The organism is Ideonella sp. FW305-24 (assembly GCF_058788035.1).
Genome location: NZ_JBYTAI010000009.1, coordinates 146,895 through 159,707, shown reverse-complemented (window position 1 = coordinate 159,707; position 12,813 = coordinate 146,895). Strand labels below are relative to the sequence as shown.

General features: G+C 68.0%; 11 protein-coding genes. 6 read left to right on the top strand and 5 right to left on the bottom strand.

Annotated elements, in window-relative coordinates; genetic code table 11:
- Positions 1 to 14: 14 nt before the first annotated feature.
- Positions 15 to 1,745, bottom strand: a complete 1,731-nt coding sequence (locus AC3WR5_RS22860) for a nitrite/sulfite reductase (protein ID WP_492487399.1) — start codon at positions 1,743 to 1,745, stop codon at positions 15 to 17.
- Between the two features lie 175 nt (positions 1,746 to 1,920).
- On the opposite strand from AC3WR5_RS22860, the gene AC3WR5_RS22855 reads away from it, so the two are divergent.
- Positions 1,921 to 2,850, top strand: a complete 930-nt coding sequence (locus tag AC3WR5_RS22855) for a patatin-like phospholipase family protein (protein WP_492487397.1) — start codon at positions 1,921 to 1,923, stop codon at positions 2,848 to 2,850.
- Between the two features lie 250 nt (positions 2,851 to 3,100).
- Here the strand turns inward: AC3WR5_RS22855 and AC3WR5_RS22850 are convergent, their stop codons facing one another.
- Complete coding sequence (locus AC3WR5_RS22850) at positions 3,101 to 3,664, bottom strand: phasin family protein (RefSeq protein ID WP_141288716.1); 564 nt, start codon at positions 3,662 to 3,664, stop codon at positions 3,101 to 3,103.
- Between the two features lie 242 nt (positions 3,665 to 3,906).
- Between AC3WR5_RS22850 and AC3WR5_RS22845 the strand changes: the two genes are divergently transcribed.
- From AC3WR5_RS22845 to AC3WR5_RS22825, 5 genes are read left to right on the top strand one after another with little or no spacing between them, the layout of a single operon-like run.
- Positions 3,907 to 4,884, top strand: a complete 978-nt coding sequence (locus AC3WR5_RS22845) for a histone deacetylase family protein (RefSeq protein ID WP_492487396.1) — start codon at positions 3,907 to 3,909, stop codon at positions 4,882 to 4,884.
- Positions 4,884 to 5,330: an acyl-CoA thioesterase gene (locus AC3WR5_RS22840; protein WP_492487394.1), complete on the top strand. Its 447-nt coding sequence runs from the start codon at positions 4,884 to 4,886 to the stop codon at positions 5,328 to 5,330. The genes AC3WR5_RS22845 and AC3WR5_RS22840 overlap by 1 nt, the downstream gene beginning before the upstream one ends.
- Before the next feature lie 22 nt (positions 5,331 to 5,352).
- Positions 5,353 to 6,351, top strand: a complete 999-nt coding sequence (locus AC3WR5_RS22835) for a 2-hydroxyacid dehydrogenase (protein ID WP_492487392.1) — start codon at positions 5,353 to 5,355, stop codon at positions 6,349 to 6,351.
- Positions 6,352 to 6,397: 46 nt separating this feature from the next.
- Positions 6,398 to 7,774, top strand: coding sequence for a DNA recombination protein RmuC (locus AC3WR5_RS22830; protein ID WP_492487390.1), 1,377 nt, complete (start codon positions 6,398 to 6,400; stop codon positions 7,772 to 7,774).
- Positions 7,771 to 8,955 carry an MFS transporter gene (locus AC3WR5_RS22825; protein ID WP_492487388.1) on the top strand — a complete coding sequence of 395 codons (1,185 nt, stop codon included), beginning with the start codon at positions 7,771 to 7,773 and terminating at the stop codon, positions 8,953 to 8,955. The genes AC3WR5_RS22830 and AC3WR5_RS22825 overlap by 4 nt, the downstream gene beginning before the upstream one ends.
- A 12-nt stretch (positions 8,956 to 8,967) precedes the next feature.
- On the opposite strand, the gene AC3WR5_RS22820 is transcribed toward AC3WR5_RS22825, so the two are convergent.
- The 3 genes from AC3WR5_RS22820 to folD form a co-directional block, all read right to left on the bottom strand.
- Positions 8,968 to 9,585: a DUF4124 domain-containing protein gene (locus AC3WR5_RS22820; protein ID WP_231011163.1), complete on the bottom strand. Its 618-nt coding sequence runs from the start codon at positions 9,583 to 9,585 to the stop codon at positions 8,968 to 8,970.
- A gap of 181 nt (positions 9,586 to 9,766) precedes the next feature.
- On the bottom strand, positions 9,767 to 11,791 hold the full coding sequence (locus AC3WR5_RS22815) for a M3 family metallopeptidase (RefSeq protein WP_492487387.1): 2,025 nt from the start codon (positions 11,789 to 11,791) through the stop codon (positions 9,767 to 9,769).
- Between the two features lie 44 nt (positions 11,792 to 11,835).
- Positions 11,836 to 12,699, bottom strand: coding sequence for a bifunctional methylenetetrahydrofolate dehydrogenase/methenyltetrahydrofolate cyclohydrolase FolD (folD, locus tag AC3WR5_RS22810; RefSeq protein ID WP_492487386.1), 864 nt, complete (start codon positions 12,697 to 12,699; stop codon positions 11,836 to 11,838).
- Between the last annotated feature and the right edge of the window lie 114 nt (positions 12,700 to 12,813).

The following is a 12,813-nucleotide window of genomic DNA, read 5'->3' as shown; positions in this document are numbered from 1 at the left end:
GTCCTGTGACCGGCTCAGGCCGCTTCGGTGGCCAGCTCTTGGTCTTGCTGGGGCTTGGCGGTGGCGTGGCGCACGGCGTCGGCCGCGGCACGCAGCGGCGGCACGCCAATGCGGCGCACGGTGTCGATGAAGCGTTCGCCGGCTTCGCGCTGGGCGCGGTAGGTGTCGATCAGCGCCTCGATCACGTCCGGCACTTCCTCGGCCGCGAAAGACGGGCCGATGACCTTGCCAGGCACCGAGGCGCCGCTCAGCGTCGAGCCATCAGAGCCTCCGACGGAGATCTGGTACCACTCGTCGCCGTCCTTGTCGATGCCAAGGATGCCGATGTGGCCGGTGTGGTGGTGGCCGCAGGAGTTCATGCAGCCGCTGATGTGCAGGTCGATGTCGCCCAGGTCGTACAGCGCATCCAGGTCGTCGAAACGCTCGGTGATGCTGGCGGCGACCGGGATGGAGCGGGCATTGGCCAGTGCGCAGAAGTCGCCGCCGGGGCAGGCGATCATGTCGGTCAACAGGCCGATGTTGGGCGTGGCGAAGCTGGCGTCGCGGGCGGCATGCCACACGGCGAACAGGTCGGCCTCGCGCACCCAGGGCAGCACGAGATTCTGGTCATGGCTGACGCGCAGCTCGCTCAAGGAGTAGCGGTCGGCCATGGTGGCGGCCAGGTCCATCTGCTCGGCGGTCACGTCGCCAGGCGCCTGGCCCGGGCGCTTCAGCGACAGGGTGACGGCACGGTAGCCGGAGATGCGGTGGCCGTGCACATTGCGCTCCAGCCAGCGCAGGAAGGCGGTCGGTGCCGGGCCGGTGCGATGCGGGTCGAAGCCGCCCACCGCAGGGTGAACACCCACCGGGTCCTGGAAGCTCGCGGCGACGCGGGCCAGTTCGGATTCGGGAATGATGTGTTCGCGGCCAGCCGGGTCGGAGGTCATCAGCTTGTCGAACTCGGCGTTGACCGCGTCGAAATACTTCTGGCCTTCGGCCTTCACCAGGATCTTGATGCGGGCCTTGTAGGCGTTGTCGCGGCGGCCGAAGCGGTTGTAGATCCGCACGATGGCTTCGAGGTAGACGAGGACCTGCTGCCAGGGCAGGAATTCGCGGATCACGCTGCCGATCACCGGCGTGCGGCCCATGCCGCCACCGACCAGCACCTTGAAGCCGACTTCACCGGCCGCGTTCTTCAGCAACTGGAGACCCACGTCATGCCAGGCGATGGCGGCACGGTCTTCGGTGGCGCCGGACACGGCGATCTTGAACTTGCGCGGCAGGTGGGCGAACTCGGGATGCAGCGTGCTCCATTGGCGCAGGATTTCGCAGTACGGGCGCGGGTCGACGACTTCGTCGGGCGCAATGCCGGCGAACACGTCGCTGGTGATGTTGCGGATGCAGTTGCCCGAGGTCTGGATGCCGTGCATGTCGACTTCGGCCAGCTTGTCCATCACGTCGGCCGCCTGCGTCAGCGGAATCCAGTTGTACTGGAGGTTCTGGCGCGTGGTGAAGTGGCCAAAGCCGCGGTCATGCTCGCGGGCGATGCCGGCCAGCTGGCGCAGCTGGCGGCTGTTCAGCTCGCCATAAGGCACGGCCACGCGCAGCATCGGCGCATGGCGCTGCACGTACCAGCCGTTCTGCAGCCGCAGTGGCTTGAATTCCTCGCTGCCGAGCTCGCCAGCCAAGTTGCGTGTCAGCTGATCACGGAACTGGGCGGCGCGTTGGCGGACGAACTGGCGGTCGAAGTCGGTGTAGTTGTACATGGCGATGGCTGGGGGGCAGGGAACACCCGATGCCATGCACTGTAGGAAGCCTTCTTATTCTTGAAAAGAACATAAAAGTTGATTGTTTATTTCAAATGAATATGAAGAAATCTTCCAAGCTCATGCGCCACCTAGAATCCGTTGCCACTGGAAGTCTCTGGAGACCTGCTCGTCCATGAATTCGCGTTGTTCCCGTCGCCGTTGCCTGGGTTGGGCTGCTGGCGGTTTGACCGGCCTGCTGGTCGGTTGCCAATCGACCCCGCCTGCGACGCCGCCTCCGGTGCACGTCGAGTTGCCACCGCCACCGCTGATCCCCAGCGCAGCGCCGAAGCCACCCCGCATTGGCCTGGCGCTGGGCGGCGGCGCGGCGCGGGGGTTTGCCCACATTGGCGTGATCCAGGTGCTGGAAGAGCAGGGCATCAAGCCGGACCTGGTGGTCGGCACTTCGGCCGGCAGCCTGGTCGCGGCGCTGTATGCGTCCGGCAAGTCAGGTGCGGAACTGGCTGCGCTGGCGCAAGGCATGGACGAATCGGCGCTGACGGACTGGGCATTCCCCGGCCGTGGCCTGATTCGCGGTGACGCGCTGGCGCGCTACGTGCGCGCGCAGACCCGCAACCTGAACATCGAGCAGATGAAGGTGCCACTGGGCATCGTCGCCACCGATCTGGACGACGGCGCGGCCGTGCTGTTCCAGCGCGGCGACACCGGGGCGGCAGTTCGCGCCTCCAGCGCTGTGCCGGCGGTGTTCCAGCCGGTCAAGATTGGCACGCGTGAATATGTGGACGGCGGCCTGGTGTCCCCGGTGCCGGTGCGCTTTGCGCGCCAGATGGGGGCCGACCTGGTGATCGCGGTCGACATTTCCTCCCCACCCGACGGCGCCGCGACCGGCGACGCCTTTCACCTGCTGCTGCAGACCTTCGCCATCATGGGCCGCAGCATCAACCGCTTCGAGCTGAAGGACGCCGACATCGTGCTGCGCCCCGGCCTGGTTGGCGTCTCCAGCGCCGATTTCGCGTCCCGCGCCAAGGCCGTGCAGTCCGGCCGCGAAGCGGCGCTGGCGCAGGTGGCGGCGCTGAAGGCGCGCATCACGGCCTTGACGCGCTGACCAGGCCAGAAACAGCAAACCCGGCGCTGCGCCGGGTTCTGCCAAAAGAAAACCCGACCGGGTCAGCGTGACCAGAGTCGGGTTTGAAGGTGCCTAACTGGAGAAGAAGGCACCGAGGAGACAACCTTCCATGGAGCGAGCACCAGCAGGTGGCTGTCTGCGGTGCCCCTCCAGATGGAGCAGCGGACGGCGGGGAAGTTCCCGGCCGTCCGCGTTACAGGGTGAATCTGCTCCCCCTGTGTCTCAAAGCTCAGGCTGCAGTGGCGGCGCGGCGCGGCTTCGGGGCCGACTGGGCAGCCTTGACTGCCGTGTTGGTCATCGCCTGGAAGTTGGCTTCGGCGACATCGGCGGCCTGCTTGGCGGCCTTGTGCACGCTTTCGTAGGCGTTGTTGGCAGCGGCCATGGCCGACTTGACCAGCGCCACGGCGTTTTCCGAACCGGCCGGGGCGTTCTTGACCGCCGTGTCGACCGTGGCCATGAACTTGCCTTGCGCGTCGGACAGCTGGGCTTCGGCGGCGCGGGTCAGTTCGGCATTGGTCGCCGCAGCGATGTCATACAGGTGGCGGCCATAGGCAGCTGCCTTTTCGGCGGCCGGCTGCATCAGGCTGGCTTGCAGCGACAGCAGTTCCTGCGCGTCCTTGACCGACATGGCGGCCTTGGCGGTTTCGGCGACTTCGCTCATCGAAGCCTTGGCCACCTGCAGGTTCAGTTCGACCAGTTTTTCCACGCCTTCGAAGGCCTTGGCGGTCAGTTCGAAGAGGGTTTCCACATTGGCCTTTTGGTTGGCAACCAGTTGTTCAGCAGTCAGCATCAGAGTCTCCATTCAGTGAAGAAAAACAGCGGCGGGTGGATCTTTCGATCCGTGAGGACAGCGCGGACTGTTTTGTGCGCTGCAACATGACCTCAAGTATAGAGATCTCCCAACGCATTGCAAGCACTTTTGTTGCACTGCAGCAATTTGGCTGGCGGCAATGATTCCGCATACGGAAGGAGGATTCCGCGCATGGTCAGCCGGCTTTGCGCGCCTGGCGCGCCGGGGCCGCACAATGCGGCTCGATGCAGGCCTTCACGTCCGACCACTTCGTGCTGCCACTGCCGCCGGGGCACCGTTTCCCGATGGGCAAATATGCGCTGCTGCGCGACGCAGTGGCCCAGTCGCTGCCGCAGATCCAACTGCGCGAAGCGCCGCCAGCCACCGAGGGCGAACTGGCGTTGGCGCACGAGCCCAGCTACATCGATGCCGTGCTGCAAGGCTGGCTGAGCCCCGCGCAGCAGCGTGAAATCGGCTTTCCGTGGTCGCCGCGCATGGCGGAGCGGGCCTGCCGTTCGGTCGGTGCCAGCATTGCCGCGGCGCGGGTGGCGCTCAGCGAAGGCGTGGCCGCCAACTTGGCCGGCGGTACGCACCACGCCAGCGCTGCCAAGGGCTCGGGCTATTGCGTGTTCAATGACGTGGCCGTGGCGGCGCGCTTGATGCAGGCCGAATGGCACCGCCACCATCGCAGCCTGCTGCGCGTGCTGGTGATCGACCTGGACGTGCACCAGGGCAACGGCACCGCCGAGATCTTTGCCGACGACCCGACCGTCTTCACCTTCTCGATGCACGGCGCGCGCAACTTCCCGTTCCGCAAGGTGCCCAGCGACCTGGACGTGGACCTGCCGGACGGCTGCGACGACACGGCTTACCTGGCCGCGCTGGCGCAAAGCCTGGACACCGTGTGGCAACGCCTGCAGCGCACGCCACCGGGCCTTGTCTTCTACCTGGCCGGCGCCGACCCGCACGAGGGCGACAGGCTGGGCCGGCTCAAGGTCAGCGCGGCTGGCCTGGCGCAGCGCGACCTGTTGGTGCTGGACGCGCTGCGCGAGCGCGGGCTGCCGGTGGCGCTGTCGATGGCCGGCGGTTATGGGCATGACATTGCCGTCACCGTGGCGCTGCAAAGGCACACGTTGGCACTCGCCAGCGATAGCTGGAAGGCGTGGCAGGCCTCGTCCGGCAGGCGACAGCCGCTGGCAGCTGCCGATGGAACAATCGCCTGATGAGCGAAGACACCCGCCCCATGGCCTTGCCCCGCGAAGCCTATCCGCTGTTCCGCAGCATCGGCACCCGGTGGATGGACAACGACGTCTATGGCCACGTCAACAACGTCGTCTACTACAGCTTCTTCGACACTGCCGTGAACGGCTACCTGATCGAGGCCGGTGCGCTGGATATCCATGGCGGCGAGACCATCGGCCTGGTGATCGAGACCCGCTGCAACTACTTCGCACCGCTGGCCTTTCCGCAAGCCGTCGAGGCCGGGCTGCGCGTGGCGCATGTCGGCCGCTCCAGCGTGCGCTACGAAGTCGGGCTGTTTGGCGCGGGCGACGAGATGAGCGCCGCGGCCGGTCACTTCATCCATGTCTATGTGGACCGCGTGACACGTCGCCCGGTGCCCTTGCCGACCGCACTGCTGCAAGCCTTGCAGCCGCTGCGGGTCGATTGATCCTTCAACCGCACTGCCATCCATGCCTTCAAGCCCTGTCCGTCCTCGCGTGCTGGTCGCACGGCCCATCTTCCCGGAAGTCATCGCGCGGTTGCGCGAGCACCTGGACGTCATCACGCACGACAGCGAGGAGGCGCTGAGCACCACTGAACTGCACGCCAGGCTGCAAGGCTGCGACGGCGTGTTCGTCGCAGCCAGCGAGCCGATCAATGCCGAGCTGCTGGCGGCCTGCCCGCGATTGAAGGCCGTATGCAGCATGGCGGTGGGCTACAACAACATCGACGTGTCGGCCTGCACTGCGCGCGGCGTGCTGGTCAGCAATGCGCCTGATGTGCTGACCGAGACGACGGCCGACTTCGGATTCGCGTTGATGATGGCCACCGCGCGGCGCATCGCCGAGTCCGAGCGTTTCCTGCGCCGCGGCGAATGGACGCACTGGAGCTTCGACCTGATGGCCGGTGCCGATGTGCATGGCGCCACGCTGGGCGTGCTGGGCATGGGCCGCATCGGCCAGGCGATTGCCCGGCGCGGCGCGCTGGGTTTTGGCATGCCGGTGATCTATCACAACCGCAGCCGGCTGCCGGAGGCCGACGAGCAGGCCGTCAAGGCGCGCTGGGTCGACAAGGCCACGCTGCTGCGCGAGGCGGACCACCTGGTCATCGTCGTGCCCTACAGCCCCGCCTCACACCACATGATTGGCGAAGCGGAGCTGGCGCTGATGAAGCCGGGCGCGACGCTGACCAACATTGCCCGCGGCGGCGTGGTGGACGACGCGGCGCTGGCCCGTGCGCTGGCCGAGCGGCGCATTGCCGCGGCCGGGCTGGACGTGTTCGAGGGCGAGCCCAAGGTGCTGCCCGCGCTGCTGGACCTGCCCAACGTGGTGCTCACGCCGCACATCGCCAGCGCCAGCATCCCAACCCGCATGGCCATGTGCAATCTGGCGGCCGACAACCTGATTGCCGCGCTGACCGGCGGCGAGCCGCCGACCGCCCTGAACCCCGAGGTACTGGCCAGGACTTGAGGCCTGCGCGGGGCTGGCCGCCTTGGCGAGCGCGACAATGGCGGCAATGACCGTGTTGCCTGCTGCTGCTTCTTCAAGCGTTTCCGTTTCCAGCCTTTCCATCACCAGCGTCGAGGCGGCCTTGCTGGCCCTGCTGGTGCTGAACCTGATCGCCGTGCTGGCCCTCTGGCTGCGACACGGCGATGGCAGCGCCGCTGCGGTCGAGCGGCTGGAGCGCGAACTGCGCGGCGAGGTGCAGGGCAGCGCCCGCGCCACCCGCACCGAGCTGGCCCAAGGCCTGTCGCACCTGCAGCAAGGCCTGATGACCCAGGCCGGCGACGCGGCCCGCACGCTGGCCCAGGCCCGCGAGGCGCAGGAACTCGCACTGCGCCGGCTGGCCGAGGCGCTGACGCGCCAGCTGCAAAGCCTGTCCGATGCCAACGAACGCAAGCAGGCCGAGTTGCGTGTGGCCGTCGAGCAGCGCCTGTCCCAGCTGCAGCAGGGCAACGAGCAGAAGCTCGAACAGATGCGCGCCACCGTCGACGAAAAGCTGCACGCCACGCTGGAGCAGCGCCTGGGCGAAAGCTTTCGCCAGGTGGCCGAGCGGCTGGAGCTGGTGCACAAGGGCCTGGGCGAGATGCAGGGGCTGGCCCGCGACGTGGGCTCGCTGCAGCGCGTGCTGAACAATGTGAAGACCCGCGGTGTGTTCGGCGAGCTGCAGCTGGCGGCACTGCTGGAGCAGGTGTTGACGCCGGACCAGTACGCCGCCAATGTAGAAACCGTGCCTGGCAGCGGCGCACGGGTCGAGTTCGCGATCCGCCTGCCCGGCCGGCGCGACGACGGCCAGGCACTGTGGCTGCCGATCGACGCGAAATTCCCCCGTGAAGACTACGAGCGCCTGCTGCTGGCCCAGGAGCAGGCCGACCCGGTGGCAGCAGAAGCCGCAGCGCGCGCGCTGGAGGCCAGGCTGCGGCAGGAGGCGCGCAGCATCCGTGAGAAATACGTGGCAGCCCCGCACACCACCGACTTTGCCTTGCTGTTCCTGCCGACCGAGGGGTTGTACGCCGAAGCGCTGCGCCGGCCGGGCCTGGTGGAAGGCTTGCAGCGGGACCATCGCATCACGCTGGTGGGCCCGACCACGCTGCTGGCCACGCTGAGCAGCCTGCAGATGGGCTTCCGCACGCTGGCACTGGAGAAGCGCAGTGCCGAAGTCTGGGAAGTGCTGGGTGCCGTGAAGACCGAGTTCGGCAAGTTTGGCGAGGTGCTGGCCAAGACCAAGAAGAAGCTGGAGGAAGCCAGTTCCAGCATTGACGCGGCCGAGGTGCGCACCCGCGTGATGGCGCGCAAGCTCAAGGGCGTGGAGCAGATGGGCGAGCCGCAGGCGGCCAAGCTGCTGGGCGCGGTGGCTGCACCACTGGATGAACTGCGGGAGACCGGCGAATGACGGCCGCGGCTTCTGCCCAGGACGCGCTGCAGGACAAGCTGGCGATGCGCCGGGCGCTGCCCGCGGTGATCGGCGCACTGGTCGGTGTGCATGCGTCCATGGCCGCGACCCGCGTGACCGCCAGCCTGTTGCTGCTGCACCTGGGCTACCCGGAATGGATGGTGGGCACGCTGCTGTCGCTGTTCGCGCTGGCGCCACTGCCGCTGTCGCTGTGGGCCGGCCGGCAGGCAGACCGCCACGGCATGCACCGCACGCTGGGCGTTGGCGTGACCATGGGCGCGGGTGGCGCACTGCTGGCGGCCATTTCTCAGCACCCGGTAGCGCTGGCACTGGCGGCTTTGGCGACGGGTGGCGCGGTCGCGGTGGCTGCCGTCGGCATCCAGCGCGAGGCCGGCCGCCTGGCGCACAACGCGCTGGACCTGAAGCGGGTGTTCAGCTGGGTCTCGCTGGGGCCGGCGCTGTCCAACGCGCTGGCGCCGGTGGTCGTCGGCTTGCTGATCGACCATGTGGGCTACCGCAGCGGCTTTGTGTTTGCCGCCGTGCTGCCGTTGCTGTCCTGGGCATTCGCCGGCTGGGTGCCGCGCCAGCCTGCGCCGCCAGCGGGGCCTGCGGCCAAGCAGGCGCCTGCATGGCACCTGCTGAAAAGCCCGCAGCTGCGCGCCTTGCTGCTGGTCAATCTGGCGCTGTCTTCCTGCTGGGACGCGCACAGCTTCGCGATTCCGGTGCTGGGCCATGTGCGGGCGATGAGCGCGTCCAGCATCGGCCTGGTGCTGGGCTCGTTTGCCACCGCGGCCACGCTGGTTCGCCTCCTGATCTCGCGCTGGGCTGACAAGCTGGACGAGCGGCTGGCGCTGCGCTCGGCCATGGGACTGGCCACGGCAGTGTCGTTCCTCTACGCCTGGCTTCCAGGCACCGGCGGCATGCTGGTCGGCTCGGCGGTGCTGGGCCTGGCGCTGGGTTCGGTTCAGCCGATGGTGCTGGCCATGCTGCACCAGGTGACGCCCCCGGACCGCCATGGCCAGGCGCTGGGGCTGCGCATGCTGGTGACCAACGGCGCCACCGTCTTCATGCCCACGGTGTTCGGCCTGCTGGCCGCCGCCACGCTGCCGGCTGCGCCGATGTGGCTGATGGGCAGCATCGTGCTGCTGGCGCAGTGGCCGGCCCGGCGCGTGGTGCCGTGAACCGGCGCTTCGTCAGAACCGGATGTTGGGCCCGGTGGCAGGGGCCGGGGCTGGCGGCGGCGCAGTGTCCGGCGAGCTGACCGGGGCGGGCGCGGCGGCAGCCGGCGGCGTGGTCAGCGGCGTGGAGGCCGGGCGCTGGTAGTTGGCCGGCAGCTGCGACTCCTGCGGGTAACCGGCAGCGTCCAGATAGCCGTTCCATTCGGCGGTGGACAGGCTGCGCACCTGCTGCGTGCCGATGGTCAGCAAAGGCAGCGCCCGGCTGCCGCTCATGCGCTGCAGGGCCTCGATGTCGGCCGGGGTTTCAACCCGCTTTTCGCTGAACGGAATGCCACGCTGGACCAGCAGGCCACGGCCCGCGTCGCAGGGCTGGCAGCCGCGCGCGGCATACAGCACCACCGGATAACGCGAAGCCGGGCCACGCAAGCCCACTGGCAGGCTGGCTGTGGGCACTGCGCCGGCGCCAGGCGTGGCAATGGCCTGCACCTTGGCCTTGGGGTCGGCGGGCGGCTGGTCGGTGTAGGTCACCTTGCCGTCCGGGCCGACGACCTTGTACTGCGCCTGGGCCAGTGGCGCCAGGCAGAGCAGGGTGGCCAGCGGCAACAGATGGCGAAGCGAAACCTTGAGCATCATGACTGCGGATTCCAAATCTAATGGCGCCAACCTCGTGGCCGCGCCCAACGACAAGGTCTGAGGGTAGCAAAAAGGCCGGTCCGACGTGCCGCGCGGAACCAACACTGGCGGTGACGCCGTGGGCGCAGCAGGCACTTCGGCACGGTCCCCCCGCAGGCATGGGGGACCGCGGCCTGCAAGCTCAGTTGGCCATGCCTTGGTGACGCAGCAAGGCGTCAATCGACGGTTCGCGGCCGCGAAAAGCCTTGAAGCTGTCCAGCGCGGGGCGGCTGCCGCCCATTTCCAGGATCTCGCGGCGGTAGCGGCGGCCGGTGTCTGCGTTCAGCACACCTTGCTCCTCGAAGGCGCTCCAGGCGTCGGCCGACAGCACTTCGGCCCACTTGTAGCTGTAGTAGCCGGCTGAGTAACCACCTGCAAAGATGTGCGAGAAAGTGTTCGGTGTGCGGCTGAACTCGGGCGCCTGCATGACCGCGACCTCGGCGCGCACTTCCTGCACGATGGGCAGCACGCGCTGAGCCGCGTCGGCCTCGGTGTGCAGCCGCATGTCGTACAGGCCGAACTCGACCTGGCGCAGCGTCTGCAGCCCGCTCTGGAAGTTCTTCGCGGCCAGCATCTTGTCGTACAGCGCGCGTGGCAGCGGCTCGCCGCTGTCCACATGGGCGCTGAGGTGCTTGATGACTTCCCACTCCCAGCAGAAGTTCTCCATGAACTGGCTGGGCAACTCGACCGCGTCCCACTCGACGCCGCCAATGCCGGATACGCCCAGGTCCTCGACGCGGGTCAGCAAATGGTGCAGGCCGTGGCCGAACTCGTGGAACAGCGTGATGACGTCGTCGTGGTTCAGCAGCGCCGGCTTGTCGCCCACCGGGGCGGCGAAGTTGCAGACCAGGAAGGCCACCGGCGTCTGCAGGCTGCCGGTGTCGGCGCGCTTCCAGCGGTCGCGGGCATTGTCCATCCAGGCGCCGGGGCGCTTGCCGGGGCGGGCGTGCGGGTCCAGGTAGAACTCGCCGACCAGCTCCGAGCCTCTTTCAATGCGGTAGAACCTGACGCTCTCGTGCCACACCGGCGCGTCCGCCGGGCGGATGGCCACTTCGAACAGCGTCTCGATGATGCCGAACAGGCCTTGCAGCACCTTGGGCAGCGGCAGGTAGGCCTTGACCTCCTGGTCGCTGAAGGCATAGCGGGCCTCCTTCAGCTTCTCGCTGGCGTAGGCCACGTCCCAGGCCTGCAGGTCGGCCAGGCCCAGCTCGGCCTTGGCAAAGGCGCGCAGGTCGCTCAAGTCCTGCTCGGCGCTGGGGCGGGCGCGCTGCGCCAGGTCGCGCAGGAAGCTCATGACTTCGGCCGGGCTGCGGGCCATCTTGCTGGCCAGCGAGACTTCGGCGTAGTTGGCGTAGCCCAGCAGTGCGGCCTCTTCGGCGCGCAGCGTCAGCAGTTCGCTCATCACCGCGCTGTTGTCGCGGTCGGCCGGGCCGAATTCGCTGGCGCGGGTTGCGTAGGCGCGGTAGAGGGTCTCCCGCAGCGCGCGGTTGCTGCCGTACTGCATCACCGGAAAATAGCTCGGGAAGTGCAGCGTGATCTTGTGGCCGTCCTTGCCTTCGGCCTCGGCGGCGCTGCGTGCAGCGGCCACCGCGTCTTCCGGCACGCCGGCCAGCTCTTCTGCGCTGGCGTAGTAGGCGAAGGCGTCGGTCGCGTCGAGCACGTGGTTGGAGAAGGCCTGCGACAACTCGGCCATGCGGTCCTGGATGGCGGCAAAGCGCGTCTTGGCATCGCCCTGCAGATCGGCGCCGCCGAGCTTGAAGTCGCGCAGCCAGTGGTTCAGCGCCTGGCGCCGTGCCGGGTTCAGCTGCGCAGCGGCGGGGCTGCTGGCCACGGCCTTGTATTTGGCGTAGAGCCGCTCGTCGCTGCCTTGGCGGGTGAAGAACTCGGTGACCTTGGGCAGGTTTTCGGCATGTGCGGCGCGCAGCTCGGGCGAGTCAGCCACCTGGTTCAGGTGGCCGACGGCACCCCAGGCCCGGCCCAGCCGCTCGGTCGCCACGCCCAGCGTGGCGGACAGCGCGTCGTAGTCGGCCGGCACGTCTGCGCTGACGGCGCGTTCCAGTGCGGTGCTGGCATCGGCCAGCAACTGGTCCATCGCCGGAGTGACGTGTTCGGGCCGGATGGCTTGGAAATCGGTCAGCGTGTCGAACTGCAGCAGCGGATTGGTCATCTTGTGGTTCCCTGGGAATGAATTGGCCGTGCGAACAGGTGGCTTCAGGCGTCGGCCTGCGTGGCTGCGCGCTCGGCGGCTTCCACGGTGTTGACCAGCAGCATCGTGATGGTCATCGGGCCAACGCCGCCGGGCACCGGGGTCAGGTGCGAGGCTACCTCGCTGACCGAGGCGAAGTCCACGTCGCCGCAAAGCTTGCCCTCATCATTGCGGTTGATGCCCACGTCAATGACGATGGCGCCGGGTTTGACCATGTCACCTGTCAGGGTGTTGCGCCGGCCGACCGCGGCCACCACCACATCGGCCTGGCGTGTGTGATAGGCCAGGTCAGGGGTGCCGCTGTGGCAGACGGTGACGGTCGCATTGGCCTGCAGCAGCAGCAGCGCCATTGGCTTGCCGACGGTGTTGCTGCGGCCGATCACGACCGCATGCTTGCCCTTCAGCGACACGCCGGTGGACTCGATCAGCTTCATGCAGCCGTAGGGCGTGCAGGGCCGGAAACCCGGCAGGCCGGCCATCAGCTCACCGGCCGACAGCACCGAATAGCCGTCCACGTCCTTGTGGGTGGCAATCGCCTCGATGACCTTGCCCGAATCGATGTGCTTGGGCAGCGGCATCTGCACCAGGATGCCGTGGATCGCCGGGTCGGCATTCAGCGCGGCAATGCGGGCCAGCAGGGCTGCCTCGCTGAGGGTGGCTTCGTATTTGTCGAAGACGGACAGCAGCCCGCTGTCCTGGCAGGCCTTGACCTTGTTGCGCACATAGACGGCCGAGGCCGGGTCTTCGCCGACCAGGATCACTGCCAGGCCGGGCTGGTGGCCGCGGGCGGTGAGGGCGGCGGCGCGGGTGGCGACTTCGGCGCGGAGTTGCTTGGACAGGGCGTTGCCGTCGATCACTTTGGCGGTCATGCGGGCTGCTTTCGAGGAGAGGAGGCGGAAAGGATTGGGGGAAGCGATGCGCTTCAGAAGGCACAACGGGGCCCGAAGGCCCCGTTATCTGCAGGCGCCAGGCGCCAAACTCAA